Origin of the sequence: Propylenella binzhouense (assembly GCF_009866965.1) — a bacterium.
Taxonomy (GTDB): Bacteria; Pseudomonadota; Alphaproteobacteria; order Rhizobiales; family Afifellaceae; genus Propylenella; species Propylenella binzhouense.
On the sequence record NZ_SPKJ01000008.1, the window covers coordinates 1 to 20,752 of the forward strand.

Consider the following 20,752-nt stretch of genomic DNA (forward strand, 5'->3'; position numbering starts at 1 on the left):
GATACCGGCACGCCCTCCGCCGGCACCAGCACTGCGGACACGCCGACGCCCCCCGCCGGCGGCGTGGACACCGGAACCGCCCAAACGACGCCGCCCGCCGGCGGCGCGGACACCGGAACCGCCCAAACGACGCCGCCCGCCGGCGGCGCGGACACCGGGACCGCCCAGACCACGCCGCCCGCCGGCGGCGACACCGCCACCCAGTCCGCCGACGCGGGCGCCAAGCCGATGGATTCCAACGCCTTCGTCACGGAGCAGAAGGACGAGCAGTGGCTCGCGACCGATTATGTGGGCCAGGCCGTCTATAACGAGCAGGACGAGAAGATCGGCAGCATCAACGATCTCGTCCTCGACGAGGGCGGCGGCATTGCCGCGGTCGTCATCGGCGTCGGCGGCTTCCTCGGCATCGGCGAGAAGGACGTCGCGATCACATACGACGCCGTCAACGTCCAGAAGGACGAGAACAACGACATCAAGCTGGTGGTCGCAGGCTCCAAGGAGGCGCTGCAGGATGCGCCCGAGTTCAAGGACAAGGACGACATGGAGGCCGAGCAGAACGCCAATTCGCCGGCAGCGATGTCGGGCGGCGGCATGGGCGGCGCCAGTCCGAATCCGGCGGCGCCTGCCTCCAGCGGCTCGCCCCAATAAGAGCGACGAATCCTCCCTTCGACGACTGGGCCCGCTTCGGCGGGCCCTTTCTCGTTCCGGCCCTGCCGCGGCGCCGGACCGCGTTGCACCGCCACGGCGGAGCCGCCATATCCGGGGAGCCGCCATATCCCGGGACCGCCTCCGGGCGGCCGCATGCTCGCAATCGGCGCGGCGTTGCCCTATTGTTCCGAAAAGGCGATTCGAAGCTTCATGTCCGAACCGGCCCGCCGTTCCGCCATACAGTCCGACGAGCTCGTGCCGAAGCCCGGTGGCATCGCGGCCCGGGCGCTCGCCGCGCGCGCCGCGCCCTATTTGGCCGGCCTCAATCCCGAACAGCAGGAGGCGGTGGAGGCGACCGAGGGACCCCTTCTCGTCCTCGCCGGCGCGGGCACGGGCAAGACGCGGGTCCTGACCACCCGGATCGCCCACATCCTCGCCTCCGGGCGCGCCTATCCCTCGCAGATCCTCGCCGTCACCTTCACCAACAAGGCCGCCCGCGAGATGAAGGAACGGATCGCGCGCCTCATCGGCGAAGGCATGGCCGAGGGCATGCCCTGGCTCGGCACGTTCCACGCGATCGGCGTCAGGATCCTCCGCCGGCACGCCGAACTCGTCGACCTCAGGTCGGACTTCACGATCCTCGACACCGACGACCAGATCCGGCTCCTGAAGCAGATCATCCAGGCCGCCAATATCGACGAGAAGCGCTGGCCGGCCCGCCAGCTCGCTGCCGCCATCGACGGCTGGAAGAACCGCGGGCTCGCGCCGGACAAGGTGCCCGACGGCGAGGCCTATGCCGCGGCGAACGGCAAGGGCCGCGAGCTCTATGCCGAATACCAGGCACGGCTGAAGACGCTCAACGCCGCCGATTTCGGCGATCTCCTGACCGAATGCCTGCGGCTCTTCCGCGAGCGGCCGGACGTCCTTGCCGAGTACCAGAAGCGCTTCCGGTACATGCTGGTGGACGAGTACCAGGACACCAATGTCGCGCAATATCTGTGGCTCAGGCTGCTCGCCCAGGGCAAGGAGAGCCGCAACATCTGCTGCGTCGGCGACGACGACCAGTCGATCTACGGCTGGCGCGGCGCGGAGGTCGACAACATCCTCCGCTTCGAGCGCGACTTTCCGGGCGCCAAGGTGATCCGGCTGGAGCGGAACTACCGCTCGACGGGCCACATCCTCGCCGCCGCCTCGGGCCTCATCGCGCACAACGAGGGGCGGCTCGGCAAGACGCTCTTCACCGAGACCGCCGAGCTCGGCGAGAAGGTGGCCGTCAATTCCGCCTGGGATTCCTCGGAGGAGGCGCGTGCGATCGGCGACGACATCGAGCGGCTGCAGCGGCAGGGCCACGCGCTGAACGACATGGCGATCCTGGTCCGCGCCTCGTTCCAGATGCGCGAGTTCGAGGACCGCTTCGTCACGCTCGGGCTCAACTACCGCGTGATCGGCGGCCCGCGCTTCTTCGAGCGGCTCGAGATCCGCGACGCGCTCGCCTATCTCCGCGCCACCGTGAACCCGGCGGACGACCTCGCCTTCGAGCGGATCGTCAACACGCCGAAGCGCGGCCTCGGTCCCGCGACGCTGCAGCTCCTTCACGGACATGCCCGCCGGCGGAACATGCCGCTGATGGCGGCGGCCGCGGAACTCGTCGGGACCGAGGAGCTGAAGCCGAAGCTGCGCCAGGCGCTCTCCGCCCTGCTGCGGAGCTTCGAGCGCTGGTCCGCCCTCATCCCCCACACGCCGCACACCGACCTTGCGGAGATGGTGCTGGAGGAGTCCGGCTACACGGAGATGTGGCAGCTCGACCGCTCGGCCGAGGCGCCGGGGCGGCTCGAGAACCTCAAGGAGCTGGTCAACACGATGGGCGAGTACGAATCGCTCCCCGGCTTCCTGGAGCACGTCTCGCTCGTCATGGATTCCGAGGGCGGCGAGGCGAGCGACGCCGTCTCCATCATGACGCTCCACTCCGCCAAGGGCCTGGAGTTCGACACGGTCTATCTCCCCGGCTGGGAGGAAGGGCTGTTCCCGCACCAGCGCGCGCTCGACGAGAACGGCCGCGCCGGCCTCGAGGAGGAACGCCGCCTCGCCTATGTCGGGCTCACCCGCGCGCGCCGCCGTGCCGCCATCTGGTTCGTCTCGAACCGCCGCGTCCACGGGCTCTGGCAGTCGACCGTTCCCTCGCGCTTCCTCGACGACCTGCCGGAGGCCGATGTCGAGATCTCCGAGCCGGCGAGCTATGGCGGCTACGGCACGGCCATGCCCTACGGCATGTCGCGCTTCGACACGATGGCGCCGTTCGGCTCGACCTACGCGACGCCCGGCTGGCAGCGGGCGCAGGCGAACCGCGACACCGCCGATCCCAGGAAGCGGACGGGGCGGCAGGCGCTGACGATCGAGGGCGAGCTCGTCGCCAAGAGCGTGATCGGCGGCGAGGCCCGCTTCGCGGCGGGCGAGCGCGTCTTCCACCAGAAGTTCGGTCCGGGCACGGTCGCCGCGGTCGACGGCAACAAGCTCACGGTCGATTTTGACAAGGCCGGCCGCAAGCGCGTCGTCGACAGCTTCGTGGAGGCCGCCTGAGCGGTCAGAGCGCCTTCGAGCCGAGCTCTTCCATCTTTGCAAGCCAGCCCGTCCGGCCGCCGCCCTCCTTCGCCGCGACCATGCCGACCAGGCTCTCGCGGACCGGCCGGATGCCGCAGAACTTCAGGATGTTGCGCTCGAAGCTCTTCAGGCTGTGGGCGCCGAAATACCAGCGATAGACGAGCGCGGGCATGCCCATCGTGACGACGATCCGGGCCGAGCGGCCCTTCAGGCGCTGCGTCCAGGCCGTGCCGGCAGCCTCGCCTGAGACCGCGAAGCCCGGGCGGAGCGCCTGCTCGAGGAAGCCCTTCAGGAGTGCCGGCATCGCGCCCAGCCAGAGCGGATAGACGAAGACGAGATGCTCGGCCCAGCCGATATTGTCCTGCGCCTGGACGATGTCATCCGGCGGCGCGGCGTGCTCCCAGTCGGCCTGCGTCCTGAGGAGCGGAAACGCGAGCGATGCGACGTCGATCTGCCGGACCTCGTGGCCGGCCGCCTCCGCGCCCTTCCGATAGGCCTCCCCGAGCGCGCGGCAGAAGCGCTCCGGCCTGGGATCCGGATGCCCCTGGATGATGCAGATCCGCTTCGCCATGGAGATCCCCGCGGTTCAACCTGCCTCCTCCGATATAGTCCTGTCGAAGACGGGGCTGCCGATCCTTGCGGAATCGCAAGATGAGCGGGGATTCGTCTTGCAGGCCGGGCGCGATCGGGAGCGGCCGGGTGCCCTGCCGATCTCCCTGCCTTGATGGGCCGGGGTCCCTCCGGGGCCGCGGCGCCCGACCGGCCGGTCGGCGCATGCCGCGCACCGCGGGGCCCTGCGGCCGGCTCCGCGGCGCGCCCAACGAAGTCGGGAAATCTCCCCGCATTGGTGCTAAGGGCGGGCGATGATCCTCAAAGCGACCTTCACCGCTCCCGAGCCCGAGGCCCGCCGCATCGCCGCTTGCCTGGAACGCGAATTCGAAGACGGCGCCGTGCCGGTGGCGCTCTTCGAGGAGCCGGAAAGGCGGTTCACGGTCGATCTCTATTTCGAGGCGGGCGAGCCCGACGCGGTCGCGGCCATGGTCGGCGACAGGCTGGCGGCCAACGGGATCGCGGCGCGGCCCGAGGTCGAGGTGCTTCCGGAGGCGGACTGGATCGCCGAAGGGCTGAAGGCGCTGCAGCCGGTCGAGGCCGGCCGCTTCGTGATCCATGGCAGCCACGACCGGGCGACCGTCCGACCGGGCCGGGTCGCGATCGAGATCGAGGCCGGCCAGGCCTTCGGAACCGGCCACCATGGCACCACCGCCGGCTGCCTGGCGGTCCTCGACCGCCTCACGCGCGCGCGCCGGTTCGAAAACCCGCTGGATCTCGGCACGGGATCCGGTGTTCTCGCCATCGCGCTCGCGAAGGTGCTCCGCGTCCCGGTGCTCGCCACCGACATCGATCCGGTTGCGATCCGGGTCGCGCGCGAGAACGCGGCGCTCAACCGCGTCGCGCCGCTCGCGAATTTCGTCGCGGCGGGAGGAATGCAGCACGGCGCAATCCGCAGGCGGGCTCCCTTCGATCTCATCGTCGCGAACATCCTGGCGGAGCCGCTGATGCGGCTGGCGCCTGCCATTGCCGGCGCCCTCGCCCCGAACGGCGTGCTGGTGCTCTCCGGCCTTCTCAGGCACCAGCGCGAGCGCGTCGTCGCCGCCTATGCGCTGCAGGGGCTGCGCCTGGACTCGGCGCGGATATTCGAGGGCTGGGCCGTACTGGTGCTGGCGCGCCGACACGCGCGACAAGAATAAGGCCGGGGCCCGAGGGCCCCGGCCTCCAAGAGACGTCCGTCCGGCCTTAGGCCGACGCCCGGCCGATCGCCCGCGCGACCTCGGCACGCGTATAGCCGAGATCGGCAAGCGTCCGGTCGTCCATGAGCGCGATCTGCTGTGCGATCAGGCGCTCGGCCTGGCGGGTCCGCGCCGCAACGACCGCATCCACCGCGCGGGCGAAAAAGCTCTTGCCCTGGCGCGCTTCGCGGGTAATGGCACCGGCATAGGTGCTCGCAGCCATGATGGCCTCCTCCAAGAAGAAATGTCCTGTGTTCCGGGTAGTTAGATAGCCGTTCCTGAGAGTCCGCGTCAGGGCCTGCGCCGCATGGCTGCCTTGTTTCTTTTGCATGTGCGAAGAGCGCGGGAGCACCGCAGCGACCGCGCCCTGTGCGCTGCCGGGCACCCATGCTAAGAGCAGGCGATGTTCCAGAGCTTCGAAGACAGAGCCGACGGCAGCCGCGGCGCGGAGCGCGCGGAGGCACTCCGCGCAATGCTCGCCCCGCTCGGGATCGACGGCTTCATCGTGCCGCGCGCAGACGAGCACCAGGGCGAGTACGTGCCCCCCTCCGCCGAAAGGCTCGCCTGGCTGACCGGCTTCACGGGCTCCGCGGGCACGGCGGTGGTGCTGCGCGACAGGGCCGCCATCTTCATCGACGGCCGCTACACCCTCCAGGTCCGCGACCAGGTCGACACGGCCGTGTTCGAGCCCGTCTCCGTCATCGAGACCCCGGTCTCCGCCTGGCTCAGGGCCAATGCCGGCCACGGCGCGCGGATCGGCTACGATCCCTGGCTGATGACGCGGGCGCAGGTGCGCCAGATCGCCGAGGCGATCGAGGGCGCAGGCGGCACGCTGGTGCCGGTCGAGGCCAACCCTGTCGACGCGATCTGGCAGGACCGGCCCGCCCCGCCGCTCGCTCCGGTCGGCGAACATCCCGAAGAACTCGCCGGCCGGCCGGTCTCCTCGAAGCTCGAGGAGCTCGGGCGCGCGCTCCGCGAGAAGCGGGTCGACGCCGCGATCGTCACCGATCCGGCCTCGATCGCCTGGGCCTTCAACATCCGGGGCGACGACGTCCCGCACACGCCGCTCCCCCTCTCCTTCGCAATCCTCGCGGCCGAGGGACGGCCGACGCTCTTCATCGACGGCCGCAAGCTCTCCAACGCCGTCAGGGATCGCCTGGAAGGCTTTGCCGACATCCTGGAGCCGAGCGCCTTCCGCGACGCGCTCGAGGCGCTCGGGCGCGGCGGCCGTCGCGTGCTCTACGATCCGAACGGATCGGGCGAGGCCGTGGCGCGTCTCGTCGAGGGGCATGGCGGCACGATCGTCGAGGGCGCCGACCCCGTCGCGCTGCCCAAGGCCCGCAAGACGCCGGCGGAAATCGCCGCCACCCGGCGCGCGCATGTGCGTGACGGCGCCGCGATGGTGCGCTTCCTGTGCTGGCTGGACCGGCATGGTTCGGACGGATCCCAGACCGAGATAAGCCTGGCCCGCAGACTGGAGGACGCCCGCCGGACGACCGCCGAGGCCGACGGACAGGCGCTCGCCGGCATCTCCTTCGACACGATCTCCTCGACCGGCCCGAATGCGGCGATCAATCATTACCGCGTGACCCGGCGGACCGACCGGACGGTCGCGCCGGGCGACCTCTATCTCGTCGATTCCGGCGGGCAATATCGCGACGGCACCACCGACGTCACCCGCACGGTGCTGATCGGCACGGCCGCCCCCGAGCGGCTCGACCTCTATCGCGACCGCTTCACCCGGGTGCTGAAGGGCATGATCGCCATCGCCTCGGCCCGCTTCCCGAAAGCGACCACCGGGGCCCAGATCGACGCCCTCGCCCGCGCTGCGCTCTGGCGCGCAGGGCTCGATTTCGACCACGGCACCGGCCACGGCGTCGGAGCCTATCTCTCCGTGCACGAGGGCCCGCAGCGGATCGCCAAGACCGGCCACACGCCGCTCGAGCCCGGCATGATCCTCTCCGACGAGCCGGGCTACTACCGGGCCGGCGATTTCGGAATCCGGATCGAGAACCTCGTCGTCGTGCGGGAAGCGGAGCCGATTCCCGGCGGCGACCGGCCCATGCTCGGCTTCGACACGATCACGCTCGCGCCGATCGACAGGCGCCTCGTCGCCCCTCGCCTGATGGACGCGGCCGAGATCGCATGGCTCGACGCCTATCACATGCGCGTCTGGGGCACCCTTTCCGGCTGGGACACGCTCGACGCGGCGGAGCGCGACTGGCTGGCCGAAGCCTGCCGCCCGCTCGTCGGCTGATCCGCCCCAAGCAGCACCGAAGCCGCTCCGCCGATTCCGCACGCGGGTAGCTCGCCCACCCCTTCGATCACGCTGTCGTGATCAGGGGCAGGCGCGATTTCGTCGATTGTCGACCTTCTTCAACTTTCTCTGTCATGTTAATATTGGCTGCCGGAATTCTGGGAGCAATTCTTCCGGCGTGCTCCGGAACTCCTAAGTTTTCCAGCACTCCAACTATTTCAGAGGGCCGGCCCCAGAATCCGGCCCCGGGAGAGGGCTCATGGCGCTGGTCAAGGGCAGCAGCGGAAGCGATTTCATCCACCGGGCCGGGGACGGCCGGGCACCCCCGCTCGGCACGAACGAGGTCACCGGTGTCACGACGGCCGCGGACACGGTCTATGCGGGCGCCGGCGACGACATTCTCTATGGCGACGACGGCGACGACACGCTCTTCGGGGGCGACGACAACGACAGTCTCCACGGCGGCGCAGGCAACGACACGCTGAACGGCGGCAACGGGACCGACACCGCCGACTACAGCGAAGCGTCCGGTCCCGTCACCGTTAATCTCACCGCCAAGGTCGCGTTCGGCGACGGCAACGATATTCTCGTCGCCATCGAGAACGTCGTCGGGTCCGGCTTCAACGACACGCTGCTCGGCGACGGCGGCAACAACGCACTGAGCGGCGGCGGCGGCGACGACCACCTGCTCGGCCTCGGCGGCGACGACACGATGGATGGCGGCGACGGAACGGACCTCGTCAACTATTCCTATTCCGCAGCCGCGGTCACCGTCGATCTCGCGGCCGGCACGGCGACGGGCGAGGGGTCGGACACGATCATCGACGTCGAGAACGTCTACGGTTCCGCCTTCGGCGACAATCTCGCCGGCGACGGCGGCAACAACGTGATCTGGGGCGCGGACGGCGACGACGTGCTGACGGGCCGCGGCGGAAACGACACGCTGAACGGCGGCGGCGGCATCGACACGGTGAACTATGCCGAGGCGTCGGGCCCGGTCGTCGTGAACCTCACCGCAAGCGTCGCGACCGGGGACGGAAACGACACGGTGGTCGGCATCGAGAATGTCGTCGGGTCCGCATTCGCGGACAAGCTCCTCGGCAATGCCGTCGCCAACGAGCTCGACGGCGGAGCGGGCGACGACGTCCTCAAGGGCTTCGACGGCGCGGACACCCTGATCGGGGGCGAGGGAAGAGACCACCTGGTCGGCGGTGCGGACGGCGACGCTTTCGTTTTCGGCGACGGCGACACGGGTGCGACAACGGCGAGCGCCGACGTCATCGTCGACTGGGAGATCGCCGACTGGGTCGACATGTCGATCGCCGGCACGGCCGGGAACTACATCGAGAGCCTGCTGGTCGATTCCTGGTACGTCTATGGCTGGTGGACCGTCATCCCCGGCTGGTGGACGCCGGGCTGGTGGTCCTGGACCCCCGGCTGGCAGTACTGGCATCAGGGCTGGTGGACGCCGGGCTGGTGGTCGTGGACGCCGGGATGGCAGACCTGGAACCCGGGGTGGTGGCATCCGGGCTGGTGGTCCTGGACCCCGGGCTGGTGGACGCCCGGCTGGTGGTCCTGGACCCCGGGCTGGCAGACCTGGCACCCGGGCTGGCAGACCTGGAACCCTGGCTGGTGGCACTCCGGTTGGTGGACGCCCGGCTGGTGGACGCCGGGCTGGTGGTCCTGGACCCCGGGCTGGCAGACCTGGAACATGGGCTGGTGGCATCCGGGCTGGTGGAACGGCGGATGGTGGACGCCGGGCTGGTGGACCCCGGGCTGGTGGTCATGGACGCCGGGATGGCAGACCTGGAACCCTGGCTGGTGGCACTCCGGCTGGTGGACGCCCGGCTGGTGGACGCCCGGCTGGTGGTCCTGGAGCCCGGGCTGGTGGTCCTGGACCCCGGGCTGGCAGACCTGGAACCCGGGCTGGTGGCACCCCGGCTGGCAGACCTGGAATGCCGGCTGGTGGCATCCCGGCTTCTGGTCCTGGACGCCCGGCTGGCAGACCTGGAATCCCGGTTGGTGGCAGCCCGGCTGGTGGGCCTGGACTCCGGGCTCCTGGACCTGGACAATGGGCTGGTGGCACCCGGGCTGGTCCTACTGGAATTCCGGCTGGTGGGCCTACGAGTACTACTTCGCGTGGTCGATCGAGGACGCGGCGGCTTATGCGGAGGCGAACTACGTCGGCTACACGTTCTTCTTCACGTGGAATCCCTCGACCGACACAGGCTATCTGGTGGCGGATCTCGACGGGAACGGCTCCTTCGAGACGGGGATCGAGCTCGACGGCGCCGGCTACGGCTGGGAGTTCGACTACACCGACCTGATCTGAGCCGCGCCCGGGCCGACGGCCCGGCGCGAGAACCCGGGCCGCCGCCTCGCAGAGGCGGCGGCCTTCTTCTTCCTGGATCGGGCTGGCGGCAGCCCGGCCCCGCGAACACGCCGGCACCCGGGCCTGCGATCGGGTCTCACCCGCCGACGAGGTCGAACCAGGCGTCCTCGTCGATCACCTCGATCCCGAGCTCGGCCGCTTTCCTGAGCTTGGAGCCTGCGCCCGGCCCCGCCACGACGAGATCCGTCCTGGCGGAGACCGAGCCGGCGACCTTCGCGCCGAAGCGCTCGGCCATCGCCTTCGCCTCCTCGCGCGTCATCCGCACGAGCGAACCGGTGAAGACGACCGTCTTTCCGGCGACCGGGGAGCCGCCCGCCTGCGCCTCCATCGGCAGCGGCTCGACCGCCGCGAGCAGCCGGTCGAGCTCCGCCTGGTTGTGCGCCTCCCGGAAGAACTGCACGATCGCCTCGGCCACCACGGGACCGATCCCGTCGATCCCGTCAATCTCGCCGAGCGCCGCCTCGTCGCCGCGGCCGGCTGCCGTCGCGGCATCGCGGAAGCGCTCGAACGTCCCGAAATGGCGGGCGAGGAGCCGGGCGTTGGTCTCGCCGACATGCCGGATGCCGAGCGCCAGGATGAAGCGGTTGAGTTCGATCGCGCGGCGCGCCGCGATCGCGCTCATGAGGTTTCGGATGCTGGTCGGACCGTAGCCCTCCCTGCCCTTCAGCCGCTCCGGGTCGAGCCGGAAGATGTCGGACGGATGGGCGATCAGCCCGTCGCGGTAGAAGGCTTCGACCTGCTTCTCGCCGAGGCCCTCGATGTCGAAGGCGTCCCGTCCGACGAAGTGACGGAGCCGCTCGACGGCCTGCGCGGGGCAGATGAGCGCGCCGGTGCAGCGGCGGACCGAATCCTCGCGGCCCGACTTGGCATTGTGCTCGCGCACGGCGTCCGAGCCGCAGACCGGGCACCTGGTCGGGAAGACGAACGGCGCCGTGTCCGCCGGCCGCTCGGCGAGATTGACGTCCACGATCTGCGGGATGACGTCGCCGGCGCGCTGCACGACGACCGTGTCGCCGACCCGGATGTCCTTCCCGTCCCGGATCGGTTCCCCGTCATTGCCGATTCCCTTGATGTAGTCCTCGTTGTGGAGGCTCGCGTTCGAAACCACCACGCCGCCGACCGTGACGGGCGTCAGCTTCGCGACCGGGGTGAGCGCGCCGGTCCGCCCGACCTGGATCTCGATCGCTTCGAGCACCGTCGTCGCACGCTCCGGCGCGAACTTGTGGGCGAGCGCCCAGCGCGGCGCGCGCGAGACGAAGCCGAGCCGGCGCTGCAGCGCCAGGTCGTCGACCTTGTAGACGACGCCGTCGATATCGTAGCCGAGCCCGGCGCGGCGCGCCTCGATCTGATGGTAGTGCGCGAGCGCCGCCTCGACATTCTCGCAGCGGATCATCAGATCGTTGGTTGGAAAGCCCCATTCGCGAAAGAGAGCCACCATCCCGCTCTGCGTCGCGCAGGGGAGATCGCCGCTCCAGGCGCCCCAGGCATAGGCGAAGAACCGGAGCGGCCTCGACGCGGTTATCTTCGGATCGAGCTGGCGCAGCGAACCGGCGGCCGCATTGCGCGGATTGGCGAAGACCCGCCCGCCCCCGGCTGCCGCCATGCGCTGGTTGAGCGCCGCGAAATCGGCGTGCGTCATGTAGACCTCGCCGCGGATCTCGACGAGCTCCGGCGCGCCCGCCGGCAGGCGCTGCGGGATTTCGGAGATCGTGCGGATGTTCGCCGTCACGTCCTCGCCCTCGGTTCCGTCTCCCCTCGTCGCGCCGACGACGAGGCGACCATCCTCGTAGCGGAGCGAGGCAGAGAGGCCGTCGATCTTGGGCTCGGCGGTCAGCGCCACGGCGGCGTCCGGCGTCAGGCCGAGGAAGCGGCGGATCCGGGCCACGAAATCCCGCACCTCCTCGTCGGAGAACGCGTTGTCGAGCGAGAGCATCGGGACGGCATGGCGGACCTTGCCGAAGCCCGCGCTCGGCTCCGCACCGACCTTCCTGCTCGGCGAATCGGGCCGCGCGAGATCCGGGAAGCGCGCCTCGATCGCGGCATTGCGCTGCCTCAGCGCGTCGTATTCGGCATCCGAGATGACCGGGGCGTCCTGCTGATAATAGCGCCTGTCGTTCTCGGCGATCTCGCGCGCGAGCCGCTCGAGCTCGGCGGCCGCCGCGTCCCGATCGAGTTCGTCGGCCGGCACCTCCGGCGGTTGGCCCGGTGTCTTCACGCCGCACCCTCCATGAGGCGTGCCGCGGCGGCGCGTGCCTCGTCGGAAATGGTCGCCCCGGCGAGCATGCGCGCGATCTCCTCCCGCCGCTCGGCGCCGGCGAGCGGCGCGACGCCGGTCGCCACCCGTTCGCCGCCGCCGACGGGCGCCTTCGAAATGAGAAGATGGGAGCGCGCCCGCGCGGCCACCTGCGGCGCATGGGTGATGGAGAGCACCTGGACGCGTTCGGCGAGCCGCGCGAGCCGCCGCCCGATCGCCTCGGCCACCGCGCCGCCGACGCCCGTGTCGATCTCATCGAAGACGAGGGTCGGCGCGGAGCCGCGATCCGCCAGCGCCACCTTGAGGGCAAGCAGGAAGCGCGACAGCTCGCCGCCGGAGGCGACCTTCATGATCGGTCCCGCCGGCGTGCCGGGATTGGTCTGGACGAGGAAGGAGACCTCGTCGATTCCCGTCGGCCCCGCGGCGTCCTCGCGCGCGGAAACGGAGACGATGAAGCGGGCGCGCTCGAGCCTGAGGGCCGGCAGCTCGGCTCCGACCGCCGCCTCGAGTGCCTCGGCGGCCACGCGGCGCTCCTCCGACAGCCGCATCGCGGCGCCGCGATAGAGCTCCCTCGCCACCGCCACCTCCTTCTCGAGCGCGGCGATTCTCTCCTCGCCGCTCACGATGTCCTCCAGCCGCGCGGCGTATTCCGCAGCAAGCGCCGGGAGATCGTCGACCGGGACCTGGTGCTTGCGGGCGGCGGCGCGGAGCGCGAAGAGCCGCTCCTCGGTCCGCTCCAGCTCGCCCGGGTCGTGGTCGCAGGCGCGGATCGCCTGCTCCAGGCCGAGCCTCGCCTCCTCGAGATCGTCGAGCGCCCGGCCGATCGCCGCTATCACGGCTTCCAGGAGCCCGCCGGCTTCCGCGCTCTTGCGGTCGAGCCGCCGGACGAGGCTCACGAGCTCCGGGACCGGCGAACCGCCTCCCCCGATCACCTCATAGGCCTCGTTCAGGTCGCCCGCGATCTTCTCGCTGGCCATCAGGACCTGCCGGCGCTCCGCCAGCCGCTCCTCCTCGCCCGGCTCGGGCGCGAGCGTCTCGAGCTCTTCCACGGCAGCCCGGAGATAGTCCGCCTCCCGCTCCGCCTCCGCGACCGCGCTCCGCAGCCGTCCGAGATCGCCATCGAGGGTCCGGTAGGCGCGCCAGAGGTTCCGCACCTCCTCCACGTCCGGCTCGAGGCCGCCGAATGCATCCAGAAGGCGCCTGTGCTCCTCGATCGCGACGAGCGCGCGGTCGTCGTGCTGTCCGTGGATCTCCACCAGCATCCCGCCGAGCGCCCTCAGAAGCCCGACGCTCACCGGCTGGTCGTTCACGAAGGCCCGCGTCTTGCCGTCCGTCGACTGGATGCGGCGCAGGATGAGCTCGCCCTCGCCCGCAATCCCGTTCTCCTCGACGAGGCGGCGCGCCGGATGCCCGGCCGCAGGCTCGAAGCTCGCCGTCACGATGCCGCGCTCCGCCCCGGCACGTACCAGAGCGGCGTCTCCGCGCGAGCCGAGCGCGAGCGCGAGCGCGTCGAGGAGGATCGACTTTCCGGCACCCGTCTCGCCCGTGAGCACGGTGAGCCCGGCGCTGAAGTCGATCCCCAGCCGGTCGATGAGGACGATGTCCTGGATGCTCAGATTCGCCAGCATGGCCGGCGGAGCCTATCAGGCGCCGATGGCTCCGCGGAAGGCGCGCGAGATCCAGGAGCCCTGGTTCTCGTTCGGCTCCACACCGCCCTTCTGCAGGAGCTGGTAGCTGTACTTGTACCACTCGCTGTCCGGGAAGTTGTGGCCGAGCACGGCCGCCGCCGTCTGCGCCTCGGGCACGATGCCGAGCGCGAGATAGCATTCGGTGAGGCGGTGCAGCGCTTCCTCGACATGCCTTGTCGTCTGATAGGTCGTCACCACGATCTTGAAGCGGTTGACCGCGGCGAGATAGTCGCGCCGCTCCTCGTAGTAGCGGCCGATCTGCATTTCCTTGCCGGCCAGCTGGTCGACGGCGACCTGGACCTTCTGGCGGGCGTCCTCGGCATATTCCGAATCGGGGTACTTCTGCACCACCTCGTTCATCGCCTGGATCGCCCGCTCCGACAGTTCCTGGTCGCGGGTGATGTCGGGGATCTGCCGGAAATAGGATTCGCCGACGATGTACTGGGCGTAGGCGGCGTCCTTGCTCGCCGGAAAGAGCGTCACGTAGCGCTTGCCGTCATTGACCGCCTCCGGGTAGCGGCCCCGCTTGAAGTTCAGGTAGGCCGACATGATGAGCGCGCGACGCGCATAGTCCGAGTACGGGTGCTCCTTGTCGATCGCCTCGAACTTCTCGCGCGCTTCCGTCGTGTCGCCGGCATTCAGCAGCGCGAGCCCCTTGTTGTAGGTGATGTCGGCGCGTTCCGGCTCCACGAGATCCTTCGAGAAGTCCTCGGTGCTGGAGCAGGCCGAAACCACAAAGGCGGAAGCGGCGATGCCGAAGGCGGCGAAGATGCGGCGGAAGGGCTCGATCACGGTCTGTCCATCAGGTCTGCCCAGCGGGCGGTGCCGCGCCCCTGTTAGCCGAGCGGCGCTCAGGCTCCAAGCCGTTCCCACGCAATCGTGGCCCCGCTGTGACGAAACCGGGCGCGTCTTTCAGGAGACTTCCGGGGCAAAGGCCGCGACGAGCCCCTCGAGCGAGCGCGCCCGCGTCTCGACCGCGCTCTCGCGAACCTCGCCGCCCACGATGGTCCAGGCATCGCGCTCGGCGAGGAGCGCATTGAGCGCCAGGGCGTTGAGGCGGTGCCCGCCCCGGAACGAGCGGTAGAGGCCGAGAATCGGCAGGCCGGCGAGCGCGAGATCGCCGATCGCGTCGAGCATCTTGTGCCGGACGAACTCGTCCGGGAACCGGAGCCCGTCGGGATTGACGATGCCTTCCTCGCCGATCACGACGGAGTTCTCCAGCGAGGAGCCGAGCGCGAAGCCCGCCGCCCAGAGCCGCTCGACATCCTTCATGAAGCCGAAGGTCCGCGCCGGCGCGATCTCGCTCCGGAAGCTCGAGGCGGTCAGCGTCACGCCGAGCGATTGCCGGCCGACAAAGGCCGAATCGAATTCCACCGTCGTCTCGAAGCGCCGTCCGTCGAAGGGAAGGAACTCCGCCCGGGACGAGCCGACCTCGACCGAAACGCTGCGGAGCACCCGGATCGAGCGGCGGGCGACGCGCTGCACCTTCAGGCCAACCTGATCGATCGCCTCGACGAAGGCTCGCGCGCTGCCGTCCATCACCGGCACCTCGGGGCCGTCGATCTCGATCAGCACATTGTCGACCGCGAGCGCCGAGAGCGCCGCCATCAGATGCTCGACCGTCGCCACGTGGAGACCGCGCGGATCCCCGAGAACGGTCGACAGCTCGGTCGCGCCGACCGAAGAGCTCAGCGCCGGAATCTCCGCCTCGGACCCGTCGGCACCGCTGCGCAGGAACACCACGCCGGTATCCGGGCAGGCCGGGATAAGGGACATCCGGACCGTCTTCCCGCTGTGAACGCCAATCCCCGTGACGTCGACCCTCCCCTTCAGGGTCTTCTGCATCGAGGTGGTCGAGAACGCCATGTCCAGTCCCGGGTACGTGTCCGAGGGCGCCCGGCGGGAGCCGGAGCCCTGATTCGCTTGGCTTAGGTTGCCGGGAAACTACAGATCGCGGTGCACCCCCGCCAATCAACGTTTCTTACCGATTGTTACGATCTAAGTAATTGCAAAACCAATGATTTCCCGGCCCTGCATGCGGTCGCGCGCGAACCGGCCCGCACGGCGGCGGGCCGGTCCTGTCGCAGATCGGTGCGGATCAGCTCGACTGCCGGCGCAGGAAGGCCGGGATCTCGAGATGATCGTCCTCGCGGCGCGTTTCCGGCTGGACGACGCGACCGCGCGGATCGAGATTCCCCGCCACCGGCGCCGGCTCGCCCATCCTGCGGGGCTGCGCCTGCTTGGCGAACTCCGACTGGCTTTGACGTGGCGCCGGGGGAGCGGCGGCATGCGCCGCGCGCGGGTCGATCTCCATGCTCGGCCGCTGGGCGGGCTGCCGCGGATAGTCGACCTCCTCCTCCCGCTTGGCGAGACCATGCGTGATCCGGGCGAGCAGCCCGCGCGGCCGGCGCTCGTCCTCCACCGCATGGGCCACCTGCTGCGGCCGGGCGCCGCGCTGGGCGACGGCCGGGAAGTCCTCCACCCGCGGCATGCGGGGCTGGACGTCCTCCGGACGCTCCGCCGCCGGCGGGATGAAGGGCTGCGCCCCCGGATGGCTGGTCTCGGCCTCGACCGCCCCTTCGAAGTCCGCCTCCATGGCGCGCGGGGTTGCGAGCGATGGCTCGGGCCGGAACGGCCCGATCCGCACCGAGGGGTCGGCCTGGCGCTGCGACGCCGGAGCCCTGGCAGGCTGGATTGCTGCCGGCGCCGCGCGGAGGTTCGCCGAGGCGAGCTCCGCCTCGAGCGAATCGAGCGCCTGTGCATGGGCGATCTCGCGCTCGCGCGCCGGCTGGGCGGGCGTGGCGACGGAACGCAGGCGGCGCTGCAGCTCGGCGATCCCGGCTTCGCCGGCCGGCTGGGCCTGCTCCTGCATGCGCTGGGCATGGTCGATGCCCGTCGCCACGACGGACACCCGGATCATGCCTTCGAGGCTCTCGTCGAAGGTCGCGCCGAAGATGATGTTGGCGTCGCCGTCGACCTCCTCGCGGACCCGGCTCGCCGCCTCGTCCACCTCGAAGAGTGTCATGTCGCGGCCGCCGGTGATCGAGATCAGCAGGCCCTGCGCGCCCTTCATGCTGATGTCGTCGAGGAGCGGATTGGAGATCGCCTTCTCGGCCGCCTCGACCGCCCGCTTCTCGCCGGAGGCCTGCCCGGTCCCCATCATGGCGCGTCCCATTTCCCGCATCACGGAGCGGACGTCCGCGAAATCGAGATTGATGAGGCCTTCCTTCACCATCAGGTCGGTGATGCAGGCGACGCCGGAATAGAGCACCTCGTCCGCCATCGCGAAGGCATCCGCGAAAGTGGTCTTCTCATTGGCGATGCGGAAGAGGTTCTGGTTCGGGATGACGATCAGCGTGTCGACATGCTTCGTCAGTTCCTCGATCCCCGCTTCCGCGAGACGCATACGGCGGACGCCCTCGAACTGGAACGGCTTCGTGACGACGCCGACGGTCAGGATGCCCGCCTCGCGCGCGGCCCGCGCGACGACCGGCGCGGCGCCGGTGCCGGTGCCGCCACCCATCCCGGCGGTGATGAAGACCATGTGCGCGCCGGAGAGGTGGTCGTTGATCTCGTCGATCGTCTCCTCCGCGGCGGCGCGGCCGATCTCCGGCTGCGAACCGGCGCCGAGACCCTCGGTGACGGCGACACCCATCTGGATCAGCCGTTCGGCCTTCGCCATCGCGAGCGCCTGGGCGTCGGTGTTGGCGACGACGAAATCGACGCCTTCGAGCCCCGCCTCGATCATGTTGTTGACGGCGTTGCAGCCGGCGCCGCCGACGCCGAACACGGTGATGTGCGGCTTCAGCTCCTGAAGGTCTGGCATTCTCAAGTTGATCGTCATCGCTTCGTCCTCTTCCGCCTTTTCGCCGGCGGCTTGGCCGCCTCTCCGCGTCCGTTCGCTTCTAGAAACTGTCCCAAAGCCATCGCCCCATCCGGGCGAGGTATCCGTCCGTCCCCGTCATCGCGCCCCAGCCAGGCTGCCGCGCCTCGAACTGCTCGATCTTGGCGACCTGCGGGTAGATCACGAGGCCCACCGCCGCCGAGAAGGCCGGCCCCTTGGCGGAATCCGGCATGCCGGCGATCCCGAGGGGACGGCCGAGCCGCACGTTGCGGCCGAGGATCCGGCGGGCGGTTTCCGCGACGCCGGTGAGCTGGCTCGCGCCGCCCGTGAGCACGACCCGGCGGCCGACCTGCTCGGCGAAGCCCGACTGCAGCAGCATGTCGCGGGCCATCTCGAGCGTCTCCTCGACGCGCGGGCGCACGATCCGGGTGAGCGCCGAACGCGGGACGGTGTTCGGGTGGTCCCGCTCGTCCTCGCCCACCGGCGGGATGGTCAGAATGTCCTTGTCGTCGGAGGCGGACGGCAGGGCCGAGCCGAATTTGGCCTTGAGCCGCTCCGCATCCGCAAGACCCGTCGAGAGGCCCCGCGCGATGTCGAGCGTGATGTGGTTGCCGCCGATCGGCACCGCATCGGCATGGACGAACTGGCCGGAGCAGAAGACCGAAAGCGTCGTCGTGCCGCCGCCGAGATCGATGCACGCGACGCCGAGCTCGGCCTCGTCCTCGACGAGGGTCGAGAGGCCGGAGGCATAGGGCGTGGCGACCACCGTCTCGACCTCGAGATGGCAGCGGTTGATCGCGAGCTCGAGATTGCGAAGGGGGCTCTCGTCCGCGGTGACGACATGCATGTCGATGCCGAGCGCCTCGCCGACCATGCCGCACGGATCGGCGATCCCATGCTGGCCCTCCAGCGCGTAGCCGATCGGAACCGAGTGGACGACCATCCGCCCCTCGCGCACCGAATGCGCGCCGCCGGCCGCGAGCACGCGCTGCACGTCGCCATTCGTCACGGTCGGGCCGCGCACGGCAACGCCCGCCGAGAAGACCTCGCTCCGAAGGCGGCCGCAGGAGAGGTTCACGATCACGCTGCCGACCGTCATCTCGGCCATGCGCTCGGCCTGGTCGACGGCGAGGCGCATCGCGACCTCGGCCTCGTCGAGGTCGACCACGAAGCCCGACTTCACCCCACGCGACCGCGTGGTGCCGAAGCCGAGCACCTCGATCGCGTGGCTGCGGTGCCGGAGCGCCTCGCTCTCGCTCGGCCGCAGGCGCGCGATCAGGCAGGTGATCTTGGTCGAGCCGACATCGAGCACGCTGACGATCGCGGAGCGCCGGGCGCTCAGCGGCTTGATCCGGGAGACGCCCGCCACGGTCCGGTCCGGTGCGCCCCTCATATCCGTGCCGCGCCCTTGCGCGCCTTCTCCTTGCCCTCCCCGGGGAGGGGCTGCCCTTCCGCGAGCCGCGCGGTGATGTGGTCGGGGATGCGGAGGTCGAGCTGCGTCACGTCCCGTTCGAGGATCTGCTGATCCCGCTCGAGCTGGGCGAGCCGGGCGAGTGCCGCGGCCGGATCCTTCTCCGGCAGCTTCACGACGATGCCGTTCTCCAGGTGCAGGTCCCAGCGCCGGTTCGCCACCAGCACGGCCGCGCGGGTGCGCTCTGCGAGGAGGGGCTGGCTTGCGACGGCGGGCCAGAACGCCGCCACCTTGAGATTGGCGCCCGGACCCACGACGAAGGGAAGCCGCGCGTAGCGGCGATCGCGGAAGGGCATGATCGAATTGCCCTCGCGGTCCACGATCTTGATCGACCCGGACTGGTCCTGCCAGAGCGCGAATGGCGGCCGCTCGACGAGATCGACGGCGATCCCGTTCGGATAGAGCTTGCGCACCGTCACGTCCGCCACCCATGGCAGCCCGGAGAGCCGCTCGTGAGCCGCCTCGGCGCTGAACAGAGGCAGCGCCGTGCGATTGATGCGGAGCGCGCCGATGACGGCCTTCTCCGGCGTTTCCGACGCGCCGGAGACGCGGATCTCCTCGATCCCGAAGCCGGAAACGAGAAACGCCGCGTTGACGAGGGCGGGCACGTGACCGCCGCCGACCACGCCGTAGAAGACGGTCGCCGCGAGGAAGCCGACGGCCGCCTTCTGGCCGACCGGCCGGGTGCGCTGGCGCTCCACCTTCTCGATGATTCGGCGCAGCCTCCGGGGAACGAGCGCGGCGATCGGGGACCCCAGCCGGCCGAGCGCGGCATCGAGTCCGGCGACGGCATTCCGCGCCCCTCTCGTCACCCCACCTACCGTCGGCACGAAGCGTCCTCCACCATCCAGTCCACCAGTTCCAGAAAGCTCAGGCCGGCATGGGCCGCGAGTTCGGGAACGAGAGAGGTTCGCGTCATTCCCGGCTGGGTGTTGATCTCCAGCCAGATCACCTCGCCGCTTCCGTTCTCGTCGTATCGGAAGTCGGATCGGGTGACCCCGCGGCAGCCAAGGGCTTGATGCGCCTCAAGAGCCAGCCTGCGAAGATTTTGGTAAACAAAGGGTTTAAGAGGTGCCGGAACGACGTGCCGCGAGCCCCCGCTCGCATATTTCGCATCGTAGTCGTAGAAGCCGTGGCCGAGCGGAATGATCTCGGTCACGCCGAGCGCCTCGCCGCCCATGACGGCGCAGGTGAGTTCGCGCCCCGCCACGTACCGCTCCACCATCACGGTCTCGCCGTAGCCCCATTCCGCCGAGAGCACGGACTGGGGCGGGTGCGCCTGATCGGGCCCGACGATGATGACGCCGAAGGACGAGCCTTCCGCGACCGGCTTGATGACGTAGGGCGGCGGCAGCACGTGGCTGCGGGCCGCCTCCTCGCGGGGGACGAGCCGGTGCTCGGCGACCGGGATGCCGGCCGCCTGGGCGACCGACTTCGCCTTGTCCTTGTTCATCGCGAGGGCGGAGGCGAGCACGCCGGAATGCGTGTAGGGAATGCCGAGGATCTCCAGCAGGCCCTGGATCGTGCCGTCCTCGCCATAGGGGCCGTGGAGAGCATTGAAGACGACGTCCGGCCGGAGCTCGGACAGCACGCGCGCGACATCCCGGGTGACATCGATCCGGGTGACCCTGTGGCCCGCCTGCTCCAGCCCGTCGGCGCATTCCTTTCCGGAGGCAAGGCTGACCGGCCGCTCGGAGGACCAGCCTCCCATCAGCACCGCAACATGCTTCGGCTTGGACATGACGCACTCCCCGGTCGAGGGCGTGTCTTCTGCCAGCCGATTCGGTTAGAAACCGTTAACCAAGGCGTCCAG

General features: G+C 70.0%; 16 protein-coding genes. 6 read left to right on the top strand and 10 right to left on the bottom strand.

The features are described 5' to 3' along the window. Both E4O86_RS04285 and E4O86_RS04290 read left to right on the top strand, forming a co-directional pair. Nucleotides 1–648, top strand: a 648-nt coding sequence (locus tag E4O86_RS04285; protein WP_161139282.1) for a PRC-barrel domain-containing protein, incomplete at its 5' end; no start/stop codon positions are given. Between the two features lie 210 nt (nucleotides 649–858). Beyond that, nucleotides 859–3,225 (top strand): ATP-dependent helicase, encoded by a 2,367-nt coding sequence (locus tag E4O86_RS04290; protein ID WP_161139283.1) that lies wholly within the window; start codon nucleotides 859–861, stop codon nucleotides 3,223–3,225. A gap of 4 nt (nucleotides 3,226–3,229) precedes the next feature. Here E4O86_RS04290 and E4O86_RS04295 read toward each other — a convergent pair whose 3' ends face one another. Continuing rightward, nucleotides 3,230–3,817 (bottom strand): NAD(P)H-dependent oxidoreductase, encoded by a 588-nt coding sequence (locus tag E4O86_RS04295; protein ID WP_161139284.1) that lies wholly within the window; start codon nucleotides 3,815–3,817, stop codon nucleotides 3,230–3,232. On the opposite strand from E4O86_RS04295, the gene E4O86_RS04300 reads away from it, so the two are divergent. Further along, nucleotides 3,795–3,971, top strand: a complete 177-nt coding sequence (locus E4O86_RS04300; protein WP_161139285.1) for a hypothetical protein — start codon at nucleotides 3,795–3,797, stop codon at nucleotides 3,969–3,971. The two genes, E4O86_RS04295 and E4O86_RS04300, sit on opposite strands and share 23 nt — an antisense overlap. Before the next feature lie 138 nt (nucleotides 3,972–4,109). After that, the gene (locus E4O86_RS04305) at nucleotides 4,110–4,994 is read left to right on the top strand and encodes a 50S ribosomal protein L11 methyltransferase (RefSeq protein WP_161139286.1); all 885 of its coding nucleotides are present in this window, start codon (nucleotides 4,110–4,112) and stop codon (nucleotides 4,992–4,994) included. A gap of 46 nt (nucleotides 4,995–5,040) precedes the next feature. Here E4O86_RS04305 and E4O86_RS04310 read toward each other — a convergent pair whose 3' ends face one another. Next, nucleotides 5,041–5,256, bottom strand: coding sequence for a hypothetical protein (locus E4O86_RS04310; protein WP_161139287.1), 216 nt, complete (start codon nucleotides 5,254–5,256; stop codon nucleotides 5,041–5,043). A gap of 180 nt (nucleotides 5,257–5,436) precedes the next feature. Between E4O86_RS04310 and E4O86_RS04315 the strand changes: the two genes are divergently transcribed. Both E4O86_RS04315 and E4O86_RS04320 read left to right on the top strand, forming a co-directional pair. Beyond that, nucleotides 5,437–7,290, top strand: coding sequence for an aminopeptidase P family protein (locus tag E4O86_RS04315; RefSeq protein WP_161139288.1), 1,854 nt, complete (start codon nucleotides 5,437–5,439; stop codon nucleotides 7,288–7,290). 259 nt (nucleotides 7,291–7,549) lie between these two features. Further along, complete coding sequence (locus E4O86_RS04320) at nucleotides 7,550–9,622, top strand: hypothetical protein (protein WP_161139289.1); 2,073 nt, start codon at nucleotides 7,550–7,552, stop codon at nucleotides 9,620–9,622. Nucleotides 9,623–9,758: 136 nt separating this feature from the next. Here the strand turns inward: E4O86_RS04320 and ligA are convergent, their stop codons facing one another. The 8 genes from ligA to E4O86_RS04360 form a co-directional block, all read right to left on the bottom strand. Then, nucleotides 9,759–11,897 (bottom strand): NAD-dependent DNA ligase LigA, encoded by a 2,139-nt coding sequence (ligA, locus tag E4O86_RS04325; RefSeq protein ID WP_161139290.1) that lies wholly within the window; start codon nucleotides 11,895–11,897, stop codon nucleotides 9,759–9,761. Beyond that, nucleotides 11,894–13,564: a DNA repair protein RecN gene (recN, locus tag E4O86_RS04330; protein ID WP_161139291.1), complete on the bottom strand. Its 1,671-nt coding sequence runs from the start codon at nucleotides 13,562–13,564 to the stop codon at nucleotides 11,894–11,896. Before recN ends, ligA begins: the two co-directional genes overlap by 4 nt. Nucleotides 13,565–13,579: 15 nt before the next feature. Then, the gene (locus E4O86_RS04335) at nucleotides 13,580–14,416 is read right to left on the bottom strand and encodes an outer membrane protein assembly factor BamD (protein ID WP_343039093.1); all 837 of its coding nucleotides are present in this window, start codon (nucleotides 14,414–14,416) and stop codon (nucleotides 13,580–13,582) included. Between the two features lie 120 nt (nucleotides 14,417–14,536). Then, nucleotides 14,537–15,490: a UDP-3-O-acyl-N-acetylglucosamine deacetylase gene (gene lpxC / locus E4O86_RS04340; protein ID WP_161139292.1), complete on the bottom strand. Its 954-nt coding sequence runs from the start codon at nucleotides 15,488–15,490 to the stop codon at nucleotides 14,537–14,539. Nucleotides 15,491–15,722: 232 nt separating this feature from the next. Continuing rightward, a complete protein-coding gene (ftsZ, locus tag E4O86_RS04345) occupies nucleotides 15,723–17,468 on the bottom strand; it encodes a cell division protein FtsZ (protein ID WP_161139293.1) in 1,746 nt (581 codons plus the stop codon). A 61-nt stretch (nucleotides 17,469–17,529) separates the two neighbouring features. Further along, nucleotides 17,530–18,861 carry a cell division protein FtsA gene (gene ftsA, locus E4O86_RS04350; protein WP_161139294.1) on the bottom strand — a complete coding sequence of 444 codons (1,332 nt, stop codon included), beginning with the start codon at nucleotides 18,859–18,861 and terminating at the stop codon, nucleotides 17,530–17,532. Continuing rightward, nucleotides 18,858–19,769, bottom strand: coding sequence for a cell division protein FtsQ/DivIB (locus E4O86_RS04355; protein ID WP_161139295.1), 912 nt, complete (start codon nucleotides 19,767–19,769; stop codon nucleotides 18,858–18,860). Before E4O86_RS04355 ends, ftsA begins: the two co-directional genes overlap by 4 nt. Continuing rightward, nucleotides 19,757–20,680, bottom strand: a complete 924-nt coding sequence (locus tag E4O86_RS04360) for a D-alanine--D-alanine ligase (RefSeq protein WP_161139296.1) — start codon at nucleotides 20,678–20,680, stop codon at nucleotides 19,757–19,759. Before E4O86_RS04360 ends, E4O86_RS04355 begins: the two co-directional genes overlap by 13 nt. Nucleotides 20,681–20,752 lie beyond the last annotated feature (72 nt).